The sequence below is a fragment of the Agromyces sp. MMS24-K17 genome (genome assembly GCF_043950245.1).
GTDB lineage: Bacteria > Actinomycetota > Actinomycetes > Actinomycetales > Microbacteriaceae > Agromyces.
In genome coordinates this window covers 2,064,931-2,090,565 of the sequence record NZ_CP171640.1, presented here as the reverse complement: position 1 = coordinate 2,090,565, position 25,635 = coordinate 2,064,931, and the positions used below count along the sequence as shown (strand labels likewise).

Annotated in this window: 26 protein-coding genes, 1 tRNA gene and 1 pseudogene; 11 read left to right on the top strand and 17 right to left on the bottom strand. The window is 73.5% G+C overall.

Annotated features, from left to right (window positions below):
* Positions 1-8 precede the first annotated feature (8 nt).
* Entirely contained in the window at positions 9-260 is a 252-nt protein-coding gene (locus tag ACGGZK_RS09520; RefSeq protein WP_395242429.1) for a hypothetical protein, read from the bottom strand.
* Positions 257-4,060, bottom strand: coding sequence for an AAA family ATPase (locus tag ACGGZK_RS09515; protein ID WP_395246009.1), 3,804 nt, complete (start codon positions 4,058-4,060; stop codon positions 257-259). Before ACGGZK_RS09515 ends, ACGGZK_RS09520 begins: the two co-directional genes overlap by 4 nt.
* Before the next feature lie 110 nt (positions 4,061-4,170).
* On the opposite strand from ACGGZK_RS09515, the gene ACGGZK_RS09510 reads away from it, so the two are divergent.
* The gene (locus ACGGZK_RS09510) at positions 4,171-4,476 is read left to right on the top strand and encodes a rhodanese-like domain-containing protein (RefSeq protein ID WP_395246008.1); all 306 of its coding nucleotides are present in this window, start codon (positions 4,171-4,173) and stop codon (positions 4,474-4,476) included.
* A gap of 72 nt (positions 4,477-4,548) precedes the next feature.
* On the opposite strand, the gene ald is transcribed toward ACGGZK_RS09510, so the two are convergent.
* Positions 4,549-5,646, bottom strand: a complete 1,098-nt coding sequence (gene ald, locus ACGGZK_RS09505) for an alanine dehydrogenase (RefSeq protein ID WP_395246007.1) — start codon at positions 5,644-5,646, stop codon at positions 4,549-4,551.
* Positions 5,647-5,796: 150 nt separating this feature from the next.
* Between ald and ACGGZK_RS09500 the strand changes: the two genes are divergently transcribed.
* A complete protein-coding gene (locus ACGGZK_RS09500) occupies positions 5,797-6,306 on the top strand; it encodes an Lrp/AsnC family transcriptional regulator (RefSeq protein WP_395246006.1) in 510 nt (169 codons plus the stop codon).
* A gap of 36 nt (positions 6,307-6,342) precedes the next feature.
* On the opposite strand, the pseudogene ACGGZK_RS09495 reads toward ACGGZK_RS09500, so the two are convergent.
* Positions 6,343-7,409 (bottom strand): annotated as a pseudogene (locus ACGGZK_RS09495) (ATP-dependent DNA ligase).
* 211 nt (positions 7,410-7,620) lie between these two features.
* Between ACGGZK_RS09495 and ACGGZK_RS09490 the strand changes: the two are divergent.
* Complete coding sequence (locus tag ACGGZK_RS09490) at positions 7,621-7,902, top strand: hypothetical protein (RefSeq protein ID WP_395246005.1); 282 nt, start codon at positions 7,621-7,623, stop codon at positions 7,900-7,902.
* Between the two features lie 128 nt (positions 7,903-8,030).
* On the opposite strand, the gene ACGGZK_RS09485 is transcribed toward ACGGZK_RS09490, so the two are convergent.
* From ACGGZK_RS09485 to ACGGZK_RS09475, 3 genes are all read right to left on the bottom strand, one after another.
* The gene (locus ACGGZK_RS09485; RefSeq protein ID WP_395246004.1) at positions 8,031-8,528 is read right to left on the bottom strand and encodes a GNAT family N-acetyltransferase; all 498 of its coding nucleotides are present in this window, start codon (positions 8,526-8,528) and stop codon (positions 8,031-8,033) included.
* Between the two features lie 25 nt (positions 8,529-8,553).
* Complete coding sequence (locus ACGGZK_RS09480; protein ID WP_395246003.1) at positions 8,554-8,949, bottom strand: iron chaperone; 396 nt, start codon at positions 8,947-8,949, stop codon at positions 8,554-8,556.
* 53 nt (positions 8,950-9,002) lie between these two features.
* A tRNA-Arg gene (locus ACGGZK_RS09475) sits at positions 9,003-9,074 on the bottom strand.
* Between the two features lie 114 nt (positions 9,075-9,188).
* Here ACGGZK_RS09475 and ACGGZK_RS09470 point away from each other — a divergent pair.
* Positions 9,189-10,214, top strand: coding sequence for a lactonase family protein (locus tag ACGGZK_RS09470; protein WP_395246002.1), 1,026 nt, complete (start codon positions 9,189-9,191; stop codon positions 10,212-10,214).
* Between the two features lie 12 nt (positions 10,215-10,226).
* Here ACGGZK_RS09470 and ACGGZK_RS09465 read toward each other — a convergent pair whose 3' ends face one another.
* The 4 genes from ACGGZK_RS09465 to ACGGZK_RS09450 form a co-directional block, all read right to left on the bottom strand.
* Positions 10,227-11,126, bottom strand: coding sequence for a CHAP domain-containing protein (locus ACGGZK_RS09465; RefSeq protein WP_395246001.1), 900 nt, complete (start codon positions 11,124-11,126; stop codon positions 10,227-10,229).
* Between the two features lie 128 nt (positions 11,127-11,254).
* Positions 11,255-11,749 (bottom strand): HNH endonuclease, encoded by a 495-nt coding sequence (locus tag ACGGZK_RS09460; RefSeq protein ID WP_395246000.1) that lies wholly within the window; start codon positions 11,747-11,749, stop codon positions 11,255-11,257.
* 342 nt (positions 11,750-12,091) lie between these two features.
* Positions 12,092-12,970, bottom strand: coding sequence for a C40 family peptidase (locus ACGGZK_RS09455; RefSeq protein ID WP_395245999.1), 879 nt, complete (start codon positions 12,968-12,970; stop codon positions 12,092-12,094).
* 259 nt (positions 12,971-13,229) lie between these two features.
* Positions 13,230-13,922 (bottom strand): iron dependent repressor, metal binding and dimerization domain protein, encoded by a 693-nt coding sequence (locus ACGGZK_RS09450; protein ID WP_395245998.1) that lies wholly within the window; start codon positions 13,920-13,922, stop codon positions 13,230-13,232.
* A gap of 68 nt (positions 13,923-13,990) precedes the next feature.
* Between ACGGZK_RS09450 and serC the strand changes: the two genes are divergently transcribed.
* Together serC and ACGGZK_RS09440 are read left to right on the top strand one after the other, a co-directional pair.
* Positions 13,991-15,106: a phosphoserine transaminase gene (serC, locus tag ACGGZK_RS09445; RefSeq protein WP_395245997.1), complete on the top strand. Its 1,116-nt coding sequence runs from the start codon at positions 13,991-13,993 to the stop codon at positions 15,104-15,106.
* A 5-nt stretch (positions 15,107-15,111) separates the two neighbouring features.
* The gene (locus ACGGZK_RS09440) at positions 15,112-15,375 is read left to right on the top strand and encodes a DUF2530 domain-containing protein (protein ID WP_395245996.1); all 264 of its coding nucleotides are present in this window, start codon (positions 15,112-15,114) and stop codon (positions 15,373-15,375) included.
* On the opposite strand, the gene ACGGZK_RS09435 is transcribed toward ACGGZK_RS09440, so the two are convergent.
* Together ACGGZK_RS09435 and ACGGZK_RS09430 are read right to left on the bottom strand one after the other, a co-directional pair.
* Complete coding sequence (locus ACGGZK_RS09435; RefSeq protein ID WP_395245995.1) at positions 15,357-16,154, bottom strand: DUF3027 domain-containing protein; 798 nt, start codon at positions 16,152-16,154, stop codon at positions 15,357-15,359. The genes ACGGZK_RS09440 and ACGGZK_RS09435 overlap by 19 nt on opposite strands.
* The gene (locus tag ACGGZK_RS09430) at positions 16,147-16,527 is read right to left on the bottom strand and encodes a cold-shock protein (RefSeq protein WP_395245994.1); all 381 of its coding nucleotides are present in this window, start codon (positions 16,525-16,527) and stop codon (positions 16,147-16,149) included. Before ACGGZK_RS09430 ends, ACGGZK_RS09435 begins: the two co-directional genes overlap by 8 nt.
* Before the next feature lie 106 nt (positions 16,528-16,633).
* Between ACGGZK_RS09430 and ACGGZK_RS09425 the strand changes: the two genes are divergently transcribed.
* From ACGGZK_RS09425 to ACGGZK_RS09415, 3 genes are all read left to right on the top strand, one after another.
* Positions 16,634-16,909, top strand: coding sequence for a hypothetical protein (locus ACGGZK_RS09425; protein WP_395245993.1), 276 nt, complete (start codon positions 16,634-16,636; stop codon positions 16,907-16,909).
* Positions 16,910-16,915: 6 nt separating this feature from the next.
* Positions 16,916-18,796 carry a helicase-associated domain-containing protein gene (locus ACGGZK_RS09420; protein WP_395245992.1) on the top strand — a complete coding sequence of 627 codons (1,881 nt, stop codon included), beginning with the start codon at positions 16,916-16,918 and terminating at the stop codon, positions 18,794-18,796.
* 99 nt (positions 18,797-18,895) lie between these two features.
* The gene (locus tag ACGGZK_RS09415; protein ID WP_395245991.1) at positions 18,896-20,542 is read left to right on the top strand and encodes a DNA repair helicase XPB; all 1,647 of its coding nucleotides are present in this window, start codon (positions 18,896-18,898) and stop codon (positions 20,540-20,542) included.
* A 112-nt stretch (positions 20,543-20,654) separates the two neighbouring features.
* On the opposite strand, the gene ACGGZK_RS09410 is transcribed toward ACGGZK_RS09415, so the two are convergent.
* Positions 20,655-21,176, bottom strand: a complete 522-nt coding sequence (locus ACGGZK_RS09410) for a winged helix-turn-helix transcriptional regulator (RefSeq protein WP_395245990.1) — start codon at positions 21,174-21,176, stop codon at positions 20,655-20,657.
* Positions 21,177-21,279: 103 nt separating this feature from the next.
* On the opposite strand from ACGGZK_RS09410, the gene ACGGZK_RS09405 reads away from it, so the two are divergent.
* Positions 21,280-21,876, top strand: a complete 597-nt coding sequence (locus ACGGZK_RS09405) for a dihydrofolate reductase family protein (protein WP_395245989.1) — start codon at positions 21,280-21,282, stop codon at positions 21,874-21,876.
* A gap of 34 nt (positions 21,877-21,910) precedes the next feature.
* Here the strand turns inward: ACGGZK_RS09405 and ACGGZK_RS09400 are convergent, their stop codons facing one another.
* From ACGGZK_RS09400 to ACGGZK_RS09390, 3 genes are read right to left on the bottom strand one after another with little or no spacing between them, the layout of a single operon-like run.
* Positions 21,911-22,618 (bottom strand): pyrimidine reductase family protein, encoded by a 708-nt coding sequence (locus ACGGZK_RS09400; protein WP_395245988.1) that lies wholly within the window; start codon positions 22,616-22,618, stop codon positions 21,911-21,913.
* A gap of 23 nt (positions 22,619-22,641) precedes the next feature.
* Positions 22,642-23,520 (bottom strand): dihydropteroate synthase, encoded by an 879-nt coding sequence (gene folP, locus ACGGZK_RS09395; RefSeq protein ID WP_395245987.1) that lies wholly within the window; start codon positions 23,518-23,520, stop codon positions 22,642-22,644.
* Positions 23,517-24,758 carry an NAD(P)/FAD-dependent oxidoreductase gene (locus tag ACGGZK_RS09390; RefSeq protein WP_395245986.1) on the bottom strand — a complete coding sequence of 414 codons (1,242 nt, stop codon included), beginning with the start codon at positions 24,756-24,758 and terminating at the stop codon, positions 23,517-23,519. Before ACGGZK_RS09390 ends, folP begins: the two co-directional genes overlap by 4 nt.
* A gap of 136 nt (positions 24,759-24,894) precedes the next feature.
* Here ACGGZK_RS09390 and ACGGZK_RS09385 point away from each other — a divergent pair, with 136 nt between their 5' ends.
* Complete coding sequence (locus ACGGZK_RS09385; RefSeq protein WP_153685450.1) at positions 24,895-25,587, top strand: response regulator transcription factor; 693 nt, start codon at positions 24,895-24,897, stop codon at positions 25,585-25,587.
* The last annotated feature ends 48 nt before the right edge of the window (positions 25,588-25,635 follow it).

Here is a 25,635-nt window from a genome sequence, read left to right as displayed (position 1 = left end):
GGCCCGCCTCACCAGTGCGGCGGCCGCTCCCGGGTGATCCGGTCGTCGTCGGGCGAACCGCGGCCCTTCCGAGGCGTCGCCGCATCGGGCTCGTGCGCGCCCGGCACCGCCGCCTCCGGCGACGGATCGGTGCCCGGCGCCGGGGTCAGCCGCGCTCGGCGCGAGCGTCCGCCGGCACGCTCCACGCGCTGGCGCGGCGGCGTCGGCTCGGCCCCGCCCGGGGCATCCGCCTCGTCGTCGCCCGTGGTGCGCGCGATCACGACGCGCGCGCGCCGCGCACGGGGTCGGGCTCGGCCTCGGCCTTGCCGAGCAGGCTCGCGACCCGCGTCGCGACCGCGTCGGGGTTGCCGAACAGCTCGAAGCTGTGCACCCGCAGGTAGTGCCAGCCCAGGCGACGCAGCACGTCGGGCCGGAGCCGCAGCGACTCGCGCAGGCTCTGGCCCGCGAGGGTGGCATCCGTCTCGACCACGACCGCGCGGCCCGCGTGCGCGGCCGCGAGCGCGATCCGGCCGCGGTAGCCGAGCCGGACGCGGACGCCGCGACGCTCGAGTCGCGACGCGAGGTCGGCGAGCATGGCGCCCGCGATGGCCGGGTCGCCGGCCGGCTCGCTGCCGTCGAGCGACCGCCGCTCCTGCGCCTGGCGCTCCTCCGCCTGCTCGAGCACCTGCGCGAGCGCGAGCACGCCGTGCGACTGCCGGGCCTCGTCGATGTGCTCGGGCCGGAACGCCGACACCAGGTCCATCGAGCGGCGGGCGCGGGTCATCGCGACCGCGAGCAGCCGGTCGCCGCCGGGCTGGCCGAGCGGGCCGAAGCTCGACAGCAGGCGTCCGTGCGGCGTGCGCCCGTAGCCGACCGAGAAGATGACCCGGTCGCGGCTCTGCGCGACCGCCTGCTCGAGCGTGAGCACGGTGAACGGCTCGGCGCGGTCCTTCAGGATGAAGTCGGAGAGGTCGGTGCGCTTCGCGAACGCGGCGAGCACCGACTGGTGCACGCGCGCCGCGTGCCGGGTGCTCGCCGTGATCACCATGAGCGACTCGCGCGGCCGCTTCACCGCGTGCTCCATGACGAGTTCGACGACCTTGCCCACCTCGGCATCGACGCTCTCAACCGTGCCGGTGTGCGAGTCGGGCAGGCCGTTGCCGTCGACGTAGTGCAGGCCCAGGCTGCCGTGCCCGAGGAACGACCCCGCCCACGGCAGCGAGGAGATGCGCCCGCCGTAGAAGCGGCGGTTCACGAGCTCGGCGAGGTCCTCGCCGCCCGCGCGGTAGCTGCGGGTGAGCGTCAGCGTCGGCAGGAGCTCGCCGAGGCGCGCGAGCGCCGAGTCGGCGTGCAGGGCGTCGACGCCGTGCTCGGTCGGCGCCGTCGACGCGTGGTCGGCGGGCTCGTCGGCGATGCCGGTCTCGAACGGCGTCGGGGTCTGCGTCACCGGGTCGCCGAACGCGATCACCTGCCGGGCGCGGCGGATCGCGCCGAGGTTCTCGGCGAACGTCGTCGCGCCGGCGTCGACGAGCACGACCGTGTCGAACTCGATGGCGTCGTCGATGGCGCACACGTCGTACGGCGACGCCAGCCAGATCGGTGCGAGCGTGCGGAACAGCTGCGGCGCCTCGGCGTGCAGCTGCGCCGGGCTCACCCGGTCGCCGCGGAGCAGTCGCTTGAGCTGCGCGGCCTCCTCGGGGTGGTCGACGAGCGCCACCTTCCAGTTCTCGGCGAGCTGCCACGCGAGCATCGGGCCGCTCGCCGAGGCGTGCGCCTCGTCGACGAGCCGGAGGTCGGCCTCGAGCCGGTCGAGCACCTGCGTGTTCGCGCCGAGGAGCGCCGTGTCGGAGGCGAGGGATGCCTCGAGCATCGACTGCCACCAGGCGAGTTCGAGCTCGTCGGCGACATTCCGCTCGGGCACGTGCCGCTTCGACAGGTCGACGAGCAGCGGGTCGAGGCCGAGCGCGCGGAGCTTGCCGAGCAGGGCCGTGCGCTCCTGCAGGTTCGCCAGCACCTCGGATTCGGCGGCGAGGCCGTCGAGCAGCGCGGTCAGCTCCCGCACCGGGCGGGCGGCGAGCTGCCGCGGCGTGCCGGCGACGCCGAGCGGACCGTCGAGGAGGGCGAGGTCGGCGCCGAGCGTGCGGTACGCGACGTGGACGTCGTCGATGCCGACCGGCACGGCCGGTACGGCGCCCGCGTCGGAGTAGCGCTGCCAGAGCGTCCGCTGCTGCTGGATGCCCCGGAGCGCCTCGTTCAGGTCGGAGACGTGCACGCCGGGGCGAACGTACTCCAGTGCCAGCCGCCGCAGCCGCCGGCGGTTCGATCCCGACATGCCCTCGCTGTCGCGGCGCGACCCGGTGGCGGCGATGAGCTCGCCGAGCGGGCGGTCGTACACCGACGGGCGGAACCGGTCGAGCGTGTCGCGCACGTCGAGGAGCAGCCGGAGGAAGACGCCGAGCTCGGCGACCGACTCGAACGACCGGAGCCGGGTCTGCCCGATCAGCGTGCGACCGCGGTCGAGCAGGCGCGGCAGGTCGGTGCGGGCGAGCCGCTTCGCGAGGTCGTGCGCGGCCGCGGACTCCTCGGCCGTCGCGAACTCGGCCCCGTACCAGGGCGAGTCGCCCGGGCCGTACTTGAACTCGCCGAGCGCGGCCGCGCGCACGAGGTCGCGCGCGACGTGGTCGCGGCCGGCCGCAGTGGCGACGAGGCACGCGTGGTCGAGCCGCGCGGTCGTCTGCGGCGACTCGGGCAGCAGCGAGAGGCGCGACAGCTCGCCGAGTGCGTCGAGCACGGAGGCGTGCAGGGCCGGGTCGCGGCGTGCCAAGGCCGAGCGGTAGTCGACGAGCACCTTCCGCAGCCGGACGAGCGCGTCGTCGACGTCGGCCACGCGCGGCCGCTCGGCCTTCTCGTTCCGGGAGATCGACTGGATGAGCTCGCGGCGCAGGCCCGCGGTCGTCACGGCGGCACCGCCGAGGCCCACCTGCGCGAGGCGGTGCGCGATGCCGTCGAGGCTCGACCGGCGCGCGCCGACGACGAGGACGCGGCGGTCCTTCGCGACGAGCGCGCCGACCGCGTTCACGATGGTCTGCGTGCCGCCGGTGCCGGGAAGCGTCTTCACGACGAGCGAGCCGCCGGCCTCGATCTGCGCGACGGCCTGCTCCTGCTCGGGGTCGGCGTCGAGGAGCAGCCGGTCGCCCTGCGGCGGGCGCTCGTCCTGCGGCACGGTCGGCACCGGGTGGGGCCGGCGCGCGAGCGCCGAGCGTGCGCTCGGGTTGCCGGCGACGGCGTCGATCACCGGATGGTCGAGGCGGATGGCGTCGGCGGCCAGGTCGGGCCCGACCTCGGCGAAGCTCGACACCACGAGGCGCGGCACCACGCGGAACCACGGCAGGTGCGAGGTGAGCCCGCGCAGCCGGTCGATGACGGGCTGCGGCTTGAACACGCCGTTCGACACGGCGAGCGCGACGAAGGCGTCGGCGTCGAGCGTGATGCGGAACTGGTCGTGCAGCTCGCGCGCGAGCGCCGGGTTGAGGAACGGCTGCCCCTTGAGCTTCAGCTCGAAGTCGCGCCCGTAGCGGCGGATCGCGAGCGGGCGCAGCAGCACGGGCGCGAGGAACTCCTCGCCGTCGTTCCGCCACGACGCGAGGCCGATCGCGAGGTGCACCGACTCGATGCCGCGGACGCTCCGCAGCTCGATGCCCTTCTGCGTGATCTCGGCGGCCGCGAGCTTCGCGTTCCGCAGCGCGAGCTCGTCTCGGATGAGGCTCGACAGCAGGGTCGACTTGCCGGTGATGAACTGCGGCAGCCCGCCCGGATGCGTCGTCGAGAGCTCGATGCGCGTGCGGGGGCTGTCGTCGAAGCGGGTCAGGGGCGATCGGCCGCCGAGTGCCGCGAGCTCGGCGTGCCAGCGCCGCCGCGCGGGGTCGGCGATGTTGCCGGGCACGGCCGCGGGGTCGCCGGTGCTGAGGCTGTCGGGTGCGATGTGATCGAGCATGGGTTCCGGGGTCAGGTCGTCGGCCGCATCGTCGGTCTCGGCGGGGAGGAGCTCCTCCGCCTCGTCGTTCCGGTCGGGCCGCTGCACACGGAGAGGATACGTGCGGATCGGCCCGATCCGGCGCATTCCCGCCGCGATGCGCCGATTCGGCCACCGGCCGACTTGGAGCACCGACGGGCATTGCCTAGCCTGTGGGCATGAAGTCGACCACCCCCGCCGCGGTCCACGCCGTCGCCGACCCGCACATCCTCGACGTCCGCGAGGCCGGCGAGCTGGCGCAGGCGCGCCTCGAGGAGGCGCAGCACATCCCGCTGGGCGAGCTCGTGGCCCGCCTCGACGAGGTGCCGCGCGACCGCACGGTGTACGTGCTCTGCCACGTGGGCGGGCGCAGCGCGCAGGCGACGCAGTACCTCGAGGCGCAGGGCGTCGACGCGGTGAACGTCGACGGCGGCATCGTGGCCTGGTACCGCGCGGGCCTGCCGCTCGTCGTCGGCGAGGGCTGACCCCGGCGCCTCCGTTGCCGGCGCCTCCGTCGCCGTCGCCGCCGGCCGCGCGGCCGGCCCGGCCGGCGACGGCTACGCCGTCGCGAGCTCCAGCCCGTGCGCCTTCGCGACGCCCTCGTTCGTGAGGCGCCCGCCGGTCGCGTTCAGGCCCTTCGCGAGCGCCGCGTCCTCGGCGAGCGCCGCCTGCCAGCCGAGGTCGGCGATCTTCACCGCGTAGGGCAGCGTCGCGTTCGTGAGCGCGGGCGTCGAGGTCGCCGGCACGGCGCCGGGCATGTTGGCGACGCAGTAGAAGATCGCGTCGTGCACCCGGTAGGTCGGCTCGGCGTGGGTGGTGGGGTGCGAGCCCTCGAAGCATCCGCCCTGGTCGATCGCGATGTCGACGAGGACCGCGCCCGGCTTCATGGTCGCGACCATCGCGTCGGTGACGACCTTCGGCGCGGCCGCGCCGGGCACGAGGACCGCGCCGATCACGAGGTCGGCGTCCTTCACCTGGCGGGCGACCTCGTACGGCGACGAGGCGAGCGTCTTGATGTGGTGGCCGTACCGCGCGTCGAGCTCGCGGAGCTTCGGCAGCGAGATGTCGAACACCGTCACGTCGGCGCCGAGGCCGAGCGCGGTCGCCGCGGCCTCCTCGCCGGCGACGCCGCCGCCGATGACGACGACCTTCGCAGGCGACGTGCCGGGCACGCCGCCGAGCAGCACGCCGCGGCCGCCCTTCGAGGCGTGCAGCGACGCGGCGCCGACCTGCGGCGCGAGCCGGCCGGCGACCTCGCTCATCGGGGTGAGCAGCGGCAGCGAGCGGTCGGGCAGCTGCACGGTCTCGTAGGCGATGGCGGTGACGCCGGAGTCGAGGATCGCGCGCGTCAGCGGCAGGTCGGCCGCGAGGTGCAGGTAGGTGAAGAGGGTGAGGTCCTCGCGGAGGAACCCGTACTCCTGCTCGATCGGCTCCTTCACCTTCAGCACGAGCTCGGCCGACCACGCCTCGGCCGCGGTGTCGACGATGCGGGCGCCCGCCTCGCGGTAGTCGTCGTCGGTATAGCCGGCACCGAGCCCGGCGCCCGCCTGCACGTCGACGCGGTGCCCGCGCTGCGCGAACGCGTGCACGCCGGCGGGGGTGATGGCGACGCGGAACTCGTTGTTCTTGATCTCTGCGGGCACTCCGACGTGCATGGCGGCCTCCGTTGGCGGGTCGTCCGCGGCGATCGTTCGCGCGGGGTACCTGTCAATGGTCCTCGCGTGTTCGCCGGATGTATAGATTCACCGCATAGAATTCGGTAGCGTACGGATGCATCATCCATTCGTTCGGCAGGAGCCCCAGCAATGCCCGACGCACCGCAGATCAGCCCAGCACCCGCCGGCCCCGGCGACCTCGACGAGGTCGACCGGCAGATCATCGCCCGGCTCCACGACAACGCCCGCATCCCGAACGTCGACCTCGCCCGCGCCGTGGGCATCTCGCCCTCGACCTGCCTCGCCCGGGTCCGCTCCCTCCGGGAGCGCGGCGTGATCGTGCGGTACACCGCCGAGATCAACCCCGCCGCCCTCGGGTTCACCCTCCAGGCGCTCGTCAGCGTGCGCATCCGACCCGGCGCCCGTCACCTCATGGAGCAGATCTCCGACGAGCTGCGCCGCGAGCCCGAGGTCGCGCAGCTCTTCTTCCTCGGCGGCACCGAGGACTTCCTCATCCACGTCCGCGTGCGCGACAGCGAGCACGTGCGCCAGTTCGTGCTGAAGAACCTCTCGGCGAACCCGGCCGTCGCACTCACCGAGACGAACCTCGTGTTCGAGCACCACACCGCGCTGTCGGCGGGGCTGCGCGCGGTGCTCTGACGGCGACGGCGGAGCGCACCGAGTCCCCGGCCGCGCTCAGCCGCGCAGCGGCAGGATCTCCGCCAGGTCGAGGCCGTCGGGCGACTCGAGCTGCTCGTAGGTGCAGCTCCGCGGGTCGCGGTCGGGCCGCCACCGCCGGAACTGCGCGGTATGCCGGAACCGGTCCCCCTCCATCTGGTCGTACGCGACCTCGACGACGAGCTCGGGGCGCAGCGGCACGAACGAGAGGTCCTTGCCGGCGCTCCACCGGCTCACCGCCCCCGGCATCCGGGTCTGCGCGTGCGCCGCCTGGTCGGCCCACTCCCCCACGGGTGCGTGCCGGGCTCGACGGCGCGCAACGGCTCGAGCTCCTCGACGAGGCTCGCCCGCCGCGCCATCGGGAACGACGCCGCCACCCCCACGTGGTGCAGCCGCCCGTCGTCGCCCCAGAGGCCGAGCAGCAGCGACCCCACGATCGGCCCGGTCTTGTGCCAGCGGAACCCGGCGACGACGCAGTCCGCCGTGCGGTCGTGCTTCACCTTGAACATGACGCGCTTGTCGGGCTGGTAGACGCCGTCGAGCGGCTTCGCGATCACCCCGTCGAGGCCGGCGCCCTCGAACCGGGTGAACCACTCGGCGGCGACGGCGGCATCGGCCGTCGCGGGCGTCGCGAACACCGGGTCGGATGCCCCGTCCAGCGCCGCGACCAACCGCTGGCGCCGTTCGCCGAAGGGCACGCCCATCAGGTCGTCGTCGTCGATCGCGAGCAGGTCGAACGCCACGAACGAGGCGGGCGTCTGCTCGGCGAGCAGCTTCACCCGGCTCGCCGCCGGGTGGATGCGCTGCTGGAGGACCTCGAACTCGAGCCGCCCGTCGACGGCGAGGATGATCTCCCCGTCGACCACGCAGCGACGCGGGAGGTGCTCGCGCAGCGATTCGACGAGTTCGGGGAAGTACCGCGTCATCGGCTTCTCGTTGCGACTGCCGAGGACGACCTCGTCGCCGTCGCGGAACACGATCGTGCGGAAGCCGTCCCACTTCGGCTCCACGTGCCCGATGTCGGGGATCGACGTCACGGGCTTGGCGAGCATCGGCTTGAGCGGCGGCATCACCGGCAGGTCCATCCGTCCATCCTGCCCGCGTCGGGCCGCCGCCGACAGCCCCGGGTAGCAGCCGCTCGGCCCCGGGTCAATCCCCATGGCGCCGGGGCACCCGCCGCCTAGCTTGGACGTGCGGTCGTGCACGAGCGACGCCGACCGCCCCGACCGACCGAGGAGACGACATGTCATCTCCGGATCCGCAGGACACCGGCGAGACCCACGAGGAGCCCGCGCAATGACCACCCTGCTGGAACCCGCGCCCCGGACCACCACGACGACGATCCCGACCGGCCTCACCGCCATCCCGCCCATCGCCGAATGGTGGCACCGGCTCGAGGCGCCGCTGCGCCGCGAGATCCTCGAGCGGCCCGAGGCGCCGCTGCGCCGGCCGGTGGTGCGCCGCATCCTCGACCTCACCGACCGCGAGACCGAGCCCGTCCCCCACTTCCCGGTGCGCCTCGACGAGAACGCCCGGGCCTACCTCCTCGGCTGGTCGGGAACGAGCGGCCGGCTCTGAGCCGCCGGCCGGGTCGTGCCCCCGGCCGGCTCCCCCGCGGGGCGCGTCCGCCAGAGCGCGCCCCGCTTCCCCTGTCCGGGGAGGAGGGGCCGTGTCCGGGGAGGACGGCCGTGGTCAGGCCGGATCGCTCAGCGAGCGGCGTCGAGGTCGAGCGTCATGAACACGCTCAGCGGGTCGAGCCGGTAGTCGGCGAACGGCCCGCACTCGGCGAAGCCCGCCTTCGCGTACAGCGAGCGGGCGGGCGCGAAGAACTCCTGCGACCCGGTCTCGAGGCTCACCCGCGCGTATCCCCGGCCGCGCGCCTCCTCGAGCACGTGGGCGAGCAGCAGGCCGCCGAAGCCACGGCCGCGGGCCGAGGCATCCGTGCGCATCGACTTCAGCTCGCCGTGGCCGGCGTCGAGCTCCTTCAGCGCGACGCAGCCCAGGACGGCGTCGCCGTCGGCGAGCGCCCAGAACGTGACGCGCGGATCCTTCAGGCCGGTCACGTCGAGCGCGTGCACGCTCTCGGCGGGCGAGGTGGCGTGCATGTCGGCGAGGTGGTCCTCGAGGAGGCGGAGGACACGGGGGTCGTCGAGGTCGCCGAGGGCGATCGCGACTGCGGGCTGGGAGGCGACGGGGCTGGACATCGCGGTCGAGTCTGCCACCGCCGTGTTACGAGGGCGTGTCGGATGCCTCGGAGGCGGATGCCTCGACCGCGGCCGCCTGCCGGTCGACGACGAGCTGCGTGATCCGCCGGATCAGCTCGATCGGCAGGTCGCGGTCGTGCGGGAGGTTCACGGTGTCCTTCGCGGCACGCCACGGCGCGATGTCCGCCTCGAGCTCCCCGTCGGCCCGCGGCACCGGGTAGAGCCCGATGTGCCGCTTCCACCCCGCGAAGTGCAGCCAGTAGCGGCCGCCGACCTGCACCGCGGCGATGCCGTACCGCATCTTCTCCGGCGCATCCGGCAGCACGTCGTGGATCGCGGCGCGCACGCGCTGGAGCCGGGCCGCGACCTCCGGCGGGAAGGTCGCGAGGTAGGCGTCGACGTCGGCGGGCTGCTCGGCCATGCCGTCATGGTAGCGACGCGGGGGTGCCCCCGGCAGTGAGAATCGCCTCGATGTGCCCCTGGAGGGACTCGAACCCCCAACCCTTTCCTTAGGACGGAACTGCTCTTCCATTGAGCTACAGAGGCTGACCGCACGAGTCTACCGGCACGGAACGATAGCCTTCTCGCTGCGGTCGCGCCCGCGATCCTCGGTTCGGGCGGAATTCGATCGTCGTACGGACAGGACGGGAGCGGCACGGCATGGGCGAGGGCACGAGGTTCTGGGTGGGGGCGTCGACGCTCGGCGCGATCGGGTCGGCGGCCCGGGGCATCCGCACGCTCGACGTCGCGCCCGACGGCGCTGCGACGCTCGGGGAGCCGGTCGAGGTCGGACCGAACCCGATGTACCTCGCGTGGCGCGACGGCACGCTCGCCATCGTGCACGAACTCGCCGACGGACTCGTCTCAACGTGGACGGTCGCGGGCGAGGACGTGCGCCTGCTGGCCGCCGCCGCAGCGACGGGCGGCGCCGATCCCTGCCACGTGGCCTTCGCGCCGGCGGGCGACCTCGTGCTCACGGCGAACTACTCGGGGAGCCGGGTGACGGCCCATCGCGCGGCCGCGGACGCCGACGGCACCGCCGCGCTCGTCTCCGCGCTCGACTTCGCCGGTGAGGGCCCGAACCGTGCCCGGCAGGAGGCGTCGCACCCGCACCAGGTCGTGTTCGACGCCGCGCGCGACCGGTTCCTGGTGCCCGACCTCGGCGCCGACCGCATCCGCGTGCTGCGGCTCGTGTCCGGGCGCCTCGTCCACGACGAGGCCGCCGACCTGCACGCTCGGCCCGGCTCCGGCCCGCGCCACCTCGTCGTCGCCGACGACCTCGCGATCGTCGCCGACGAGCTCGACCGCACCGCGAGCGTGTTCGACCTGACGACGGGCGAAGAGCGCGCCGTGGCGGCGCTCGGCGAGCCCGTGGTCTCCGACCTGGGCGCCTCGGCGATCCGCCTGACCCGGGGCGGCATCGTGCTCATCGGCGACCGCGCGCTCGACGCGGTGCAGGCGCTGCGCTTCGACGCATCCGCCGCCCGGCTCGAGCACGTGGCGACCCTGCCGACCGGCGGGCGCCACCCGCGCGACCTGCAGCTCACGCACGACGAGCGGCACCTGCTGGTCGCCGACCAGCAGTCCGACTCGATCGCGATCGTCGCGCTCGACGACGCGGGCGTGCCGCAGCGCGTGGTCGCCACGGTCGCGACGCCGGCGCCGGGATGCCTCGCGCGGGTGTAGCGGCGTCGCCGGTCAGGCCGGCGGGTAGAGGAACAGCGCCGATCCTGCGGGGATGGTCCGCACGTGGTACGAGTGGTCGCTGTTCTGGTTGTACTCCTCGATCGTGACCGTGCCGTCGGAGTTCACCGACTGCACGTACGCGACGTGGTTGTACGGGAACCACGCGACCGAACCGACGATCGGCGTGTTGCTGGTCGCCCAGCCGTGGCGCACCCACTCGTCGGCCCACGCCCACGCGCTGCCGGAGGCGAGGTTCGCCCAGTCCCACTTCCACGGCGCCGACGTCACGCCCGCGTCGCGGTTGAGCCGCCACGCGACGAAGTCGACGCACTCGCGGAAGTAGTAGCGGAGCGGCGACAGGCCCCCGCCGTAGTCGTCGGGCGTCTCGTTCCACCAGGGGTAGTCGTCGCCCGGTGCCTGCTGGGCGGGCGTGTAGTACGCGCCGCCGCGGTTGATGTTCGACGCCCACGACGCCGCTTCGGCCTCCTCGGCGAGGCGGTCGATCTCGGCCTTCGTGGTGACCGTGTACGCATCGGACGACAGCGGCGCGTTGCTCGCCAGCGCCGACACGTCGAGCTCCTGGGCCCCGGTCACGGCGTCGCGGAACGCCGTCGCTCCGCCGAAGCCCTCGTTGCCCGGCGCGAACGCGTAGGCGGGCAGGGCCACGGTGCCGACGATCGCCGGCACCACCAGCACGGTCGCGAGGACGCGCATGGGCCCGGCCCGGCGGGTGCCCCGCGACGCGGTGGTCACGCGCGCGAACGCGGGCGCCGCGGAAGCGGCGGCGGTGGCCTTCGCCACCGGCGCCACCGGCGGCACCGGCGCGGCGGCGCGACGGCCTCGGGCGGCTTCCTCGGCACGACGCGCGTCGCGACGGCTCGGCTGCGCGACGATCGGATCGTCACCGTTCACAGGCTGCACCTCCGGGGGATGCCACGGCGCGGTGCAGCACGACGTGGGGTTTCGTAGCCTGCTCGGAGCGGGACGCGGTGCTCCGGGCTCGTCCAACCATAGGGCAGATCGAGGGCGGATGCCACGACTCAGGCGGCCTGCAGGAACTCGTCCCACTGCGGCAGGGGCCGCTCGAAGCCGCGCACGATCCAGCTCCGGCCCTGGGGCATCCCGGGGGTGAAGCGGAGTTCCCAGCCCATCTCGGCGGGCGTGTGGTCGCTCTTCGCGTTGTTGCAGCGCAGGCAGCACGCGACGAGGTTCTCCCACGTGTCGCGCCCGCCGCGCGAGCGGGGCAGGACGTGGTCGATGGTGGCTGCGGACTTCGCGCAGTACGCGCAGCGGTGCTCGTCGCGGCGGAGCACCCCGCGCCGGCTGACCGGCACGTGCTGGGCGAGCGGCGGCCGCACGTAGCGGCTCAGGACGATCACGCTGGGCCGCTCCCACGGCCCGCTCGTGCCGAGCACGGGGTGGCCCTCGTCGCTCAGGATGACGGTGGCCTTGTCGTGCATCACGAGGAGCAGGGCGCGCTTGAACGAGACGATGGCGAGGGGTTCATAGCCGGCGTTGAGCACGAGGGTGCGCATGCGGAGCCTTTCGATCGGTGCTGGATGGCTTCCAGCCGCGTGAACGGGACTGCGCTCCGAGGGGTGCGAGGACGCCGTGAAACGAAGAACGGGCACTGTCTGCAAGACAGTGCCCGTCGGCATGGTGCGCGTGGTCGTGCTGGCGGTGCCCGCGCGGTTGACTGCTGCGGCGCTGGTCGTAGAGGCCGCGCGCACCCGTGGAATGGATGCCTCGCGCCTGGACCATACGCCCGCCTCCGTCCGTGGTCCCCGATTCGGATCGTTCCTACAGGCTAAACGCAAATCGGCGCACCGGAACCCCCCGGCGCGCCGACTTCGCGTGCTGTTACGCGTTGTTCACACTCAGATCCCGATGCGCACGATGTAGTAGTCGCTCGTCCAGATGGGCTGGACCCGCACCGACGCGCCCTCGTACGGCGCGTGCAGGATCATGCCGTTGCCGGCGTAGAAGCCGTCGTGGCCCGACATGATGACGAGGTCGCCGGGCACCGCGTCGGCCTCGGAGATGCGCGTTCCCATCGCACCCTGGCCCGACGAGGAGTGCGGCATGCCGATGCCGAACTGCGCGTAGACGTACATGACGAACCCGGAGCAGTCGAACCCGGCCGGGGTCGCGCCGCCGTAGACGTACGGCGTGCCGATGTACTGGGTCGCGACGTTGTACACGCTGCCGAGGTCGAAGTTCGGGTAGGGCGGGTTCGCGAGCAGGTCGCTCACCGACGGCCCGCCGTAGGAGGCCGCGTACGACGTCATCTGCGCGGCGGCGGCGGCACGGGCCGCGGCGGCCGCGGCGGCGGCCTCCGCCTCGGCGGCGGCACGGATCTGCTCGCCGGTCGTGACGCTGAACGTGTCCTGGCTGACGCCCGCGGCGACGACGTCGCCGTCGACCTCGACGGACTGCGCCTGCGCCTTGGTCAGCTTCGCCGCGTCGGTCTGGCCGAACTGCGGGCCGATGCTGCCCGGTGCGACGGCGTAGGCGGGGATCGCGAGCGTGCCCACGATGCCGAGGGCCGCGGTCATCACCGCGACGTTGGCGACGCCGCCTCGGCGGAAGAGGCGCACCGAGGGCAGCGGCGCGGCCGGGGCGGATGCCTCGGCCGTCGGCGGTGCCGCGGGTGGCGCAGCCTGCTGGAGCTTGGGGGACTTGCGGGTCCGGGTCGAGAGTCGGAGCGACTGCCGGGGACCGATGCCGCTCGCGCGACGCTTGGGGGAACGAGCCAAGAGAACACCTCCGCGCCGCGATCCGGGGACCGCCCCACCTGTCGCGCCTGCGGCGCTCGTCGGGTTCCCGGTCGAGCGGTGGGCCCCCGGGAGGGGGCGTCTCGACCTCGGCCCGACGACCGGCTTCTGCCGACGGACTCGACCGAGACTACGTGAGGTCGGCCCGATTGTCACATCCTGATAACGGATCCGGCGTGTCGCATTGACGAAACGGCGCGGGATCGGGCGCATTCTCGCCCCCAGAACGGGGGGCGCAGGATCAGACCGCGATGAAGAGGTGCGCGGCGACCTCGGTGGGCAGCTCGAGGCCGGACTCCGAGCCGTCGGCCCGGGCCAGCACGTAGCCGCCCGCGGGGCTGAACTCGGCGGTCGCGCCGGGCACGATGCCGGCCTCCTTCAGCTGCGCCAGCAGCTCCGGATCGAACTGCACGGGCTCGCCGAGCCGGCGCACGACCCCGGTCACCGGAGCGTCGCTCTCGGCGACGAGGTCGACCAGGTTGCGGACGCCCGACATGAACCGCTCGGCGGGCGCGAGCCCGAACTCCTCGAGGCCGGGGATCGGGTTGCCGTAGGGCGACTCGGTCGGGCCGCCGAGGAGCTCGATGAGCCGTCGCTCGACCTGCTCGCTCATCACATGCTCCCAGCGGCATGCCTCATCGTGGACGTACTCCCACTCGAGGCCGATGACGTCGGCGAGGAGCCGCTCGGCGAGGCGGTGCTTGCGCATGACGTGCACGGCCTTGCTGCGGCCGGCGGGGGTCAGTTCGAGGTGCCGGTCGTCGGAGACGACGACGAGGCCGTCGCGCTCCATGCGCGCGATCGTCTGCGAGACCGTGGGGCCGGAGTGCCCGAGCCGCTCGGAGATGCGAGCGCGCAGGGGAACGATGTTCTCCTCTTCGAGATCGAGGATCGTGCGGAGGTACATCTCCGTCGTATCGATCAGATCGGTCACCCTGAAGCCCTCCCGGTCGCAGCCGTCATCAAGCCTAGCCTGCGGGCCGCCGTCGATAGACTCGACGCATGCCGAGCCTCGTGATCCCCAGTGACCTCCTGCCCGCCGACGGCCGATTCGGCTGCGGGCCCTCCAAGGTGCGCGCCGAGCAGGTCGCGCACCTCGCGGAGGTCGGCCCGCGACTGCTCGGCACCTCGCACCGCCAGGCGCCGGTGAAGCAGCTCGTCGGCCGGGTCCGCCAGGGCTTCGCCGACCTGTTCGACCTGCCCGACGGCTACGAGGTCGTGCTCGGCAACGGCGGCTCGACCGCGTTCTGGGACTCGGCGTCGGCCGGCCTCATCGACCGCCGCGCGCAGCTCTGCGCCTTCGGCGAGTTCGGCGCGAAGTTCGCCGGCGCGGCCGCGGCGCCGTGGCTGGAGGCGCCCGATGTACGGAAGGCGGAGCCGGGCACGCGCAGCACCCCCGAGGCGGTCGCCGGCGTCGACGTCTACGCGTGGCCGCACAACGAGACCTCCACCGGCGTGATGGCCCCCGTGCGCCGCGTCGCCGGCGACGAGGGCGCGCTCACCGTGATCGACGCGACGAGCGCCGCGGGCGGCGTGTTCGTCGACCCGGCCGAGTTCGACGTCTACTACTTCGCGCCGCAGAAGAACTTCGCCTCGGACGGCGGCATCTGGTTCGCGCTGGTCTCCCCCGCGGCGATCGAGCGGATCGAGCGCATCGCGGCGAGCGACCGGTACATCCCCGAGTTCCTCTCCCTGAAGAACGCGGTCGACAACTCCCGCCTCGACCAGACCCTGAACACCCCGGCGATCTCGACGCTGCTGCTCCTCGAGAACCAGCTCGAGTGGATGAACGCCTCCGGCGGCCTGCGCTGGGCCGACGCGCGCACGCGCGAGAGCTCGCAGGTGCTGTACGACTGGGCGGAGGCGACCGCGGTCGCGACCCCCTTCGTCGCCGACCCGGCCGACCGCTCGCAGGTGGTCGTCACCATCGACTTCGACGAGACGACGGATGCCTCCGCCATCGCGAAGGTCCTCCGGGAGAACGGCGTCGTCGACACCGAGCCGTACCGCAAGCTGGGCCGCAACCAGCTCCGCGTCGCGACCTTCACCGCGATCGAGCCCGACGACGTGCGGGCGCTGACCGCGTCGATCGACTACGTGCTCGAGCGGCTCGGGTAGTCGCCGTGCGGCTCTGGCTCCGCGAGGACGAGCGTCGGCCCGATCCGGCGCCCGCCCGCGCGGACGCCAGGAAGGCCCTCGCGGTCGGCACGATCGCGTGGGCCGTCGGGCTCGTCGTGCTGGTGCTCGCCGGCGAGGCGGTCGATTCGGCCGGGCTCGGATGGCTCGTGCCCGCGTGCTGGGTCGGGATCGTGCTCGGCGTCGCCGGGCTGATCGTGGTGCAGGTGCACCGCGCGCGGACCGCGCGCGATCAGGCCTCGTCGGGCTGAGCCTCGGGGTCGAGCCCGTCGACGTCGAGGTCGAGGTCGACCACGTCGATGACGCCGGTCTCGATCGCGACGTCCTCGAAGTCGTCGGCGTCGTCCTCGACGTGGTCGTCGGCGTCGTCGAGATCGAGCCCGTCGTCGTCGTGCTCGTCGTGCTCGAGGTCGTCGTCGTCGTCGAGGCTCGGGTCGTCGCCGTCCTCCGCGTCGTCGACGTCGTCGGCATCGTCGATCTCGTCGTCGAGGTCCTCGTCGTACTCGCCGTCGTCGTCGCCGGCTTCCGCCGCCGCATCGGCAGCCGCCTGCTGCGCGGCGCGGTACTCGGCGAGCCGCTCCGACCAGGGCACCCACTCGGGGGCGAGCAGCGACCGCTCGCCGGGCATCAGCTCGGTCTCGAGCACCGTCGGCTCGGCGCCCTCGACGCGGGCGATCGTGACGCTCCAGTGCCAGCCGGGGTAGCCGCCGAGGTCGGCGGCGAAGAGGAGCGTGAGCACCTGCTCGCCCTCGACGACGTGGCCGATCACCGACCCGACGGTCTCGGGGGCGGTGACCTCGAGGAGCGCCCGCTGGGCGAGGTCGGCCGAGGCGAGGAGCACCTCGTCGGCGACGAGCGGCTCGGGCTCGGGCTCGGGCTCGGGCTCGGGTTCGACGGCAGCTTCCGGCTCGACGTCGACTTCCGGCTCGACGGCGGCTTCCGCCTCGGCTTCCGCCTCGGCTTCCGGCTCGGCGTCGGCCTCGACCTCGAGGTCGGCCTCCGCCACGGGAACGATCTCCGGCTCAGGCATCCAGCTCGTCAGCCACCTTCCGCAGCAGCGCGGCGATCTGCCGGCCACGGGCCTTGTCGGGGTACCGACCGCGGCGCAGGTCGGAACCGGCCGCGTCGAGCCACTTGACGAGGTCCTCGACCACGATCGCCATGTCGTCCGCGCTCCGGCGGCTCATCTTCACGAGGCTCGGCGGGGTCTCGAGCACCTTGACGGCGAGCGCCTGCGGGCCCTTGCGCCCATCGGCGATGCCGAACTCGAGCCGCGACCCGACGCGCACGGTCGTTCCCGCCGGAAGTGCCGACGCGTGCAGGAACACCTCCTGGCCGTCGTCCGAACTGATGAAGCCGAAGCCCTTCTCCTCGGAGTAGAACTTGACCTTGCCGGTGGGCATCGCTGGAACCTCGCTCGTCTCGTGGGCGCGCCGGACGGCGACGCCGTCCGGTCCCCAGTCTACGGTTCGCCACCCACGGGTCGGCGCGCTGCAATATTCTGGACGGGTGACCAACCAACGCCCGATCAGCGACACCAGGGTCGAACGCACGCTCGCCTACATGGTCGCCGCCACCGTCGGCCTCTCGGTCGTGGCGTTCATCGCCATCATCATCGCGACCCTCGCGGGCGTCGGCGCCGACGACGGCTTCAGCCAGGGCATCTGGCCGGTGGTGCTCGTGCTGCCGCTCATCGGCCTGCCGATCGGCTTCCTCCTCCTCATCGCGTTGCTCATCGTGAACGGCGTGCGACGGTCTCGCGAGTCGCGTCGGGATTCGGCCTGATCGCCCATGCTCGAGCTCGCTGCGAGGCTCCGCACGCTTCCGCGTGAAGGCCTGGCGAGCGCGCTCGGCACGCGCGAGTTCGACCGCTCGAACATCCGCGACCTGTTCGACCTGGCCGAGGTGCTCCTCGCCCAGGACTCGGTCGACCACGCGCTGAGCCGCCTCGATCGGCCGCACCTCGCCGTGCTCGCCGTCGCGGCGACGCTCGCCGCCCCCGACACGTCGACCACGATCGACGCGATCGGCGAGGAACTCGCGCGGCTCGAGGCATCCGATCGCCTGCGCGCGGCGGCGCCGCAGCTCGTCGCCGACCTGGCCGACCGCCTGCTGGTCGTGGTGGGCGACGACGAGCATCCGGGCCGGGTGCACGTCGCGCACGCGATCAGCGCGCGGCTGCTGCCGCGCATCGGCGACGACCTGCCGGGGCTCGCCGAGCTGGCCGGGCCGGCCCCGGCCGTCCTCGAGGCCGTCGACGCCGTCGACCGCACCCTGCTCGCGCGCCGCGGTGCCGACGCCGCCTACGCGACCATCGCCGCGACCGCCGAGCTGATCTCCGCGGTCGGCACGCAGCCGGCCCGCGAACTCGCCAAGGGCGGCCTGTCGCTGCCCGACTCCAAGCGCATCGCCGAGGTGACCGGCGTGCCGCTCGAGGAGGTGCCCGCACTCATGCACCGCGCCGTCGAGGCGGGGCTCGTCGTGCGCGACGGCGCCTACTGGCTCGAATCGGATGCGGGCGCCGAGTGGGCGATGCGCAGCCCCGCCGGGCGCTGGATCCGGCTCGCCGAGGCGTGGCGCGACCGCATCCCGCCGACCCTGCGGGAGCTCGTGGCGCGACGCACCGAGAACCTGTCGGCGTCCGCCTTCCGCGACGACGTGCGCTGGCTCTACCCCGCGGGCGGCCGCTGGCTCGAGGACGGGCTGGAGCGGGTCGTCGGCGAGGCCGAGGCGCTCGGGCTCGCGGTCGGCGGCGAGCCGTCGGACGCGGCGCGCACCGTGCTCGCGGGCCACCTCGACGAGGCCGCCGAGCAGCTCACGGCCCGATTCCCGCGCCAGGTGGAGCAGGTGTACCTCCAGCACGACCTGTCGGTCGTGTCGCCCGGGCCGCTCGAGCCGGCGCTCGACGCGCGCCTGCGCGGCTTCGCCGACGTCGAGGGCCGCGACCTCGCCTCGAGCTATCGCGTGAGCGCGGCATCCGTGAACCGCGGGCTCGCGGCCGGCGAGACGGCCGACTCGATCCGCGGCTTCCTGCGCTCGATCTCGCTCACCGGGATGCCGCAACCGCTCGACTACCTCATCGCGGAGGCCGCGCGGCGGTTCGGCGCCGTGCGCGTCGCCGCGGCCGACCCGTCGGATGCGCCGGCGCGCAGCACGATCCGCTCCGACGACGCCACGCTCGTGCACACGCTCGAGGTCGACCAGTCGCTCTCCTCGCTCGCGCTGCGGCGCGCCGGCGACCACCGGATCCTGTCGCGCTTCCCGCCCGACGTCGTGTTCTGGGCGCTGTCCGACGCGAAGTACCCGGTCGCCGCGGAGGACGCCGACGGCAACATCCTGCGGCTCCGCCGGCATCGCCTCGCCGCCGCGCCCGCCCCCGCGCCGCGCACCGACCCGATCGCCGACCTGCTCGACAAGCTGTTCGCCGAAGCCGATGGGCCGGCGAACGAGCAGGCGTGGCTGGCGCGCCAGCTCGAGGCCGCGGCCCGCGCGAAGGAGACGCTCGTCGTGACCGTCCACATGCCGGGCGGGCAGACCGCCGACTACCTGCTCGCGCCGGCGAGCGTCGCGAACGGGCGTCTCCGCGCCCGCGACCGCAAGGCCGACATCGAGCGCACGCTGCCGCTGTCGGCGATCGCCGCCGTCGGGCCGGTGCCGACCGACGGCGACTGACCGCGCCGCTGCCTCCGTCGTTGCCGCCGTCGTTGCCACTCCTGGCGCGAACCGCCCAGACGGGCCCACCCCTCCGGAACGGGCGTAGACTGGTCGGCTATGTCAGACGGCCCCCTCATCGTGCAGAGCGACCGCACCGTCCTCCTCGAGGTCGCGAACCCGCTCGCCGAGGACGCGCGCCACGACCTGGCGATCTTCGCCGAGCTCGAGCGCGCCCCGGAGCACATCCACACGTACCGCATCACTCGGCTCGGCCTCTGGAACGCGCGCGCCGCCGGCCACACCGCCGAGGACATGCTCGGCACGCTCGAGAAGTACGCGAAGTTCCCGGTGCCGCAGACCGTCTCGGTCGACATGCGCGAGACCGTGGCGCGGTACGGCCGGCTCGTCATCGACCGCACCGACGACGGCGCGCTGCGGCTCCGCAGCGACGACATCGCGGTGCTCACCGAGGTCTCCGGCGCGAAGCGGATCGCGCCGCTGCTCGGCGACCGCATCGACGACGAGAGCTTCCTCGTCGCCGCGTGGGCCCGCGGCGCGCTCAAGCAGGAGCTCGTGAAGCTCGGCTGGCCGGCCGAGGACCTCGCGGGGTACACGCCGGGCACGCCGCATCCGATCGACCTGGAGCAGTCGGGCTGGCACCTGCGCGACTACCAGCAGAAGGCCGTCGACAACTTCTTCGACGGCGGCTCCGGCGTCGTCGTGCTCCCCTGCGGCGCGGGCAAGACCCTGGTCGGGGCGGGCGCGATGGCGACGGCGAAGACGACCACGCTCATCCTCGTGACGAACACCGTCTCGGCGCGCCAGTGGCGCGACGAGCTGCTGCGCCGCACCACCCTCACGCCGGAGGAGATCGGCGAGTACTCGGGGCAGGTGAAGGAGGTCAAGCCGGTCACGATCGCGACCTACCAGATCCTCACGGCGAAGCGGAAGGGCGAGTACGCCCATCTGGCGCTCCTCGACGCCCTCGACTGGGGCCTCATCGTCTACGACGAGGTGCACCTGCTGCCCGCGCCCGTGTTCAAGCTCACCGCCGAGCTGCAGGCCCGGCGCCGGCTCGGCCTCACCGCGACGCTCGTGCGCGAGGACGGCCGCGAGGGCGACGTGTTCAGCCTCATCGGGCCCAAGCGGTTCGACGCGCCGTGGAAGGAGATCGAGTCGCAGGGCTTCATCTCCCCCGCGGCCTGCTTCGAGGTGCGCGTCGACCTGCCTCAGGGCGAGCGCTTGCAGTACGCGGCCGCGGCCGACGACGAGCGGTACCGCCTCGCGGCGACCGCTCCGGCGAAGCTCGACGTCGTGAAGCAGCTCGTCGAGCGCCACGAGGGCGAGCGGATCCTCGTGATCGGCCAGTACCTCGACCAGATCGACGAGCTCGCCGAGGCCCTCGACGCCCCGCAGCTCACGGGCGCGACGCCCGTCGACGAGCGCGAGCGGCTGTTCCAGGCGTTCCGCGAGGGCACGACGAAGGTGCTCGTGGTCTCCAAGGTCGCGAACTTCTCGGTCGACCTGCCGGAGGCGACGGTCGCCATCCAGGTGTCGGGTTCGTTCGGGTCGCGGCAGGAGGAGGCGCAGCGCCTCGGCCGCCTGTTGCGGCCGAAGGAGTCGGGCCTGTCGGCGAACTTCTACACGCTGGTCGCGCGCGACACGGTCGACCAGGACTTCGCGCAGAACCGGCAGCGGTTCCTCGCCGAGCAGGGCTACAGCTACACGATCCTCGACGCGCACACGCTCGACGCGGCGGCGTAGGCGGGCGGCGCGGCGGCGTAGGCGGGCGGCGCGGCGGCGTAGGCGGGCGGCGCGGCGGCGTAGGCGGGCGGCGCGGCGGCGGCCGCCGGATGGCCCGGCGGTGCGCCCGCGGTCAGGCGGATGCCTCGGCGAGCGCCGCCTCGTACGCGGCGCGCAGCTCGCCGAACGCCGACGGCTGCCCGGCCGGCCGCGCGATGCCGAGGTGCCGCTCGCGGAGCTCGTCCATGAAGCGGTCCCAGAACTCGGGCCCGCCCTGCTCGAGGAGCTCGGCGCGCACCCGCAATTCGTGGCTCACCGGGAGGTGACGGTTGCCCCAGGCGCCGAGCTGGGCGAACACGGGCACGAGCTGGATCGCGGGTTCCGCGAGGCGGTAGACGATCTTCTGCTTGTGGCCGGGGTCGGGGGCGCGGGTCAGCAGGCCGAGCTCGACGAGGCGCTGGACCCGGTCGGCGAGCACGTTCGAGGCGATGCCCTCCTCGGAGCCCGCGAGGAGTTCGCGGAAGTGTCGCCGATCGCCGAACATCAGGTCGCGGATCACGATGAGCGACCACTTGTCGCCGAACACCTCGAGCGAGAGGTTGATCGGGCACCCCGAGCGGTGCGGGTCGGCGGACGCGTCGAACCTCAGCATCATCGGCGACCTCCGTTCCCTTGATCCGAGAAACCGATTGCAGCATACAACCGGTTTCACTAGGCTCCGACCGATTGCAGATCGCAACCGGTTCGAGGAGGAACCCATGCCACAGGTCACGTGCGACATCTCCGTCTCGATGGACGGGTACTCGGCCGGCGTCGGCCAGACCCGCGAGCTGCCGTTCGGCACCATCGCCCACAACCGGCTGCACGACTGGATGTTCGAGCGCCCCGAGGAGAACGAGGCCGAGGTCGCGGCGATCCTCGAGGCCGGCGCGTACATCATGGGCCGCAACATGTTCGGACCCGATCGCGGTGACTGGGACCTCGCGTGGACCGGCTGGTGGGGCCACGAGCCGCCCTACCACCGCCCGGTGTTCGTCCTCGGGCACCGCGAGCGCGCCGACCTGCCGATGCCCGGCGGCACGACGTTCCACTTCGTGACCGACGGCATCCACGCGGCGCTCGATCGCGCCCGCGAGGCGGCGGGCGACCTCGACGTCTCGATCGCCGGCGGCGCGGCGACCGTGAACCAGTACCTCGCCGCCGGCCTCGTCGACGAACTGCGCGTGCACCTCACGCCGACGGTCTTCGGCGCGGGCGAGCGGCTCTTCGACGGGGTGCCGGCGCAGGCCTGGGAGCAGGTCGCGTCGCGCGGCTCGTCGCTCGTCACGCACGTCACCTACCGGCCGGCGCGCTGAGCCGCAGGCGCGCCGCCCGCCCGCCCGCCCGTGCTCAACCGCGCGCGTACCGCAGCAGCAGCAGGTCGCCCGCCGGGATCGCGTGCACGAGCCGCATGCGCCGCTCCGCCTCCGAGGCGCCGCGCACGATGCGTCCGGCATCGCCGCCGACGAGCGTGGGGCTGAGGCTCAGGCACAGCTCGTCGACGAGGCCGGCGTCGAGCAGCGAGCCGAACAGGTGCGGCCCGCCCTCGCAGAGCACCTGCGGCAGCCCCTCGTCGACGAATGCGGCCACGAGCAGGGCGGCGTCCACGGCGTCCTCGCCGCACACGACCACGTCGGCGACCTCGGCGAGCTCGGCGCGCCGGTCGGCCGGCGACGCGGCGTGGGTCACGACGATCGGCCGGGTGACGGCCTCGGCGAAGAACGGATGCGCCGCCGGGAGCTCGAGCGCCGACGACACCACGGCGAGGCGCGGCTGGTCGGGCAGGCCGTGCGCGCGCCGCCAGGCCACGCCCTCGCGGCCCAGCCGGAGGCCGCCGTACCCCTCGGTGCGCACGGTGCCCGCGCCGACGAGCACGACGTCGGCGAGCGCGCGCAGCACGCCCATGGCGAGCCGGTCGACCTCGTCGCCGAGGCCGCCGCTACGGCCCTCGATGCTGACGGCGCCGTCGAGGCTCATCACGAAGTTCATCCGCACCCGCGGCGTCGCGCGATCCTCGATCGCGTAGGCGGCGAGCAGGGCGTCCCGGTCGACGGTCACGTGTCGGCTCCTCCCGGCGGCGGTCACTGGTTGTGCTCGAGGAACACCGGCTCGCGCCATCCCTCGATCGCCTCGACCATGCGCATCGCGTCGACCGTCTCGCGCACGTTGTGCACGCGCACGATGCGCGCGCCCTGCAGCACGCAGTACACGGCGGCCGCGAGCGACCCCTCGACGCGTTCGCCCCGGTCGCGGCGCCCGAGGCTCTCGCCGACGAAGTCCTTGTTCGAGAGCGCGACGAGCGTCGGGTAGCCGAGCGCGGTCACCTCCCTGAGCCGGCGCGTGAGCTCGAGGGAGTCGAGGGTGTGCTTGTTCAGGTCGTGGCCCGGGTCGACGATGATGCGATCGGATGCCACGCCCCGCGCCTCGGCGAGCGCGACCCGTTCCCGCAGGAACGCCACCACCTCGTCGACCACGTCGACGTACCGGGGCGACGGGAACGGCGTGCGCGGGGCGGCGAGGCTGTGCGTGACCACGACCGACGCCCCCGTCTCGGCGACGACGTCGGCCATGGCGGGGTCGTGCAGCCCGGTGGTGTCGTTGATGACGTGCGCCCCGGCGGCGATCGCCGCGCGGGCGACCTCGGGGTGGAACGTGTCGACCGAGATCACGGCACCGGCCTCGGCGAGGCCCGCCACGACCGGCACCACGCGGTCGATCTCCTCGGCGACCGGGACCGCCGGGCCGGGCGCGAACTTCGCGCCGCCCACGTCGATCCAGTCGGCCCCGGCCGCGATGGCCTGCAGGCCGGCGTCGACGGCGAGGTCGGTGGCGTCGGTGCGGCCGCGGTCGTAGAACGAGTCGGGCGTGCGGTTCACGATCGCCATGACGGCGACCTGGCGGGAGAAGTCGAAGGTGCGCGGCCCGATCCGGCGGACCGCCGACGTGGCGGCCGCGGTCATGCGGCGTCCCCGGCGAGCGCGTCGAGCGGCACGGCGGGGTCGGCGAGCTCGGCCGCCGACACGGCCCGCTCCGAGCGGATGAGCCGCTGCACGTCGGCGTTCACGTCCCAGACGTTCACGTTCATGCCTGCCACCACCTTCCCGTCGCGCTGCCAGAACGCGACGTACTCGCCCGCGTCGAGGTCGCCGCGGATCACCGGGGCGACGCCCGCCGCCAGTTCACCGTAGCCGGAGTACTCCATGCCGAGGTCGTACTGGTCGGTGTAGAAGTACGGGATCTCGTGGTACTCGACCCGCTCGCCCGCGAGCACGCGGCCGGCGACCCGGCCGCTCGCGTCGGCGTTCGCCCAGTGGTCGACGCGCAGGTGGTGGCCCAGTCGCGCGTTCCACACGTTCGCGACGTCGCCGGCGGCGTACACGTCGGGTGCGCTGGTGCGGAACGAGGCATCCGTCACCACCCCGCCCTCGAGTCGCAGGCCGCCGGATGCCGCGAGCCGCGTGTCGGGCACGGCGCCGATGCCGACCACGACGAGGTCGGCCGGCACCTCCTCGCCGGTGCCGAGCACGGCGGCGCGCACGCGCCCGCCGTCGCCCCGGAGCGCCGAGACGGCCGCGCCCATCCGGAATGCGACGCCGTGTCCCTCGTGCAGCGCGCGGAAGCGGCCGCCCAGCTCGGGCCCGATCGCCGACGCCAGCGGCACCTCGCCGTGCGCGACCACGACGACCTCGTTGCCGTACGTCCGCGCCGCGGCGGCCACCTCGAGCCCGATCCAGCCGCCGCCGACCACGAGCACCCGGCGGCTCCCGTCGCGGAGCGCGGTGCGCAGCCTCGTCGCGTCGGGCAGGCGGCGCAGCGTGTGCACGCCGCGCAGGCCCGCGCCAGGACCCTCGAAGCGGCGCGGGGTCGCCCCGGTCGCGATGAGGAGCCGGTCGTAGCGGAGCATCCGCCCCTCGACCCTCAGGGAGTGCGCCGACGGATCGAGCGCCTCGGCCGGCGCGCCCCGCAGCACCTCGACGTCGTGGTCGCGGTACCAGGCCGCCGACAACGGGTAGACCGCCGACGAGGCATCCGCACCCTGCAGGTAGCCCTTCGACAGCGGCGGCCGCTCGTAGGGCAGCCGGGGCTCCTCGGCGACGACGACGACCGGGCCGTCGAAGCCCGTCTCCCGCAGCGATTCCGCGGCTCGCGCCGCCGTCAGCCCGCCGCCCGCGATGACCACCCGTTCCTTCGACGCCATGGCTCAGAGTCTCGCACCGGGGCCTGCGCACGGCCACCCCGCACGGCCGACGCACGTCGGATCACCAGGAACCGATCTCGGGACACTCGAAGAATATCCAGCGGAGCCACAGCGATTTGGCAGCAGAATGACCGATATGAGCGACGGACCACGCATTCTCATCGTCGACGACGAGCCGAACATCCGCGACCTGCTCACCACGAGCCTCCGCTTCGCCGGCTTCGCCGTCCGCGCCGTCGGCAACGGCGCCCAGACCATCTCCGCGGTCCTCGAGGAGGAACCGGACCTCATCATCCTCGACGTGATGCTGCCCGACATGAACGGGTTCAGCGTGACGAAGCGGCTCCGCAGCGCGGGGTACACCGCGCCGATCCTCTTCCTCACGGCCAAGGACGATACGGAGGACAAGATCACCGGCCTCACCGTCGGCGGCGACGACTACGTGACGAAGCCGTTCAGCCTCGACGAGATCGTGGCCCGCATCAAGGCGATCCTGCGCCGCACGATGCACGCCGAGGAGGACGCGGTGATCCGCACCGGCGAGCTCACGATGGACCAGGACACGCACGAGGTGCTCGTGGGCGACGTGCCGGTCGAGCTCTCCCCCACCGAGTTCAAGCTGCTGCGCTACCTCATGCTGAACCCGAACCGGGTGCTGTCGAAGGCGCAGATCCTCGACCACGTGTGGGAGTACGACTTCAACGGCGACGCGGGCATCGTGGAGAGCTACATCTCGTACCTGCGCCGCAAGCTCGACCAGCACTCCGCCGAGCCGCTGATCCAGACCAAGCGCGGCTTCGGGTACATGCTGAAGAGTTCCAAGCCGTAGGACAGGCGTCGTGCAGCGTCGGTACAGGGAGCGTTCGTAGACTCGGCC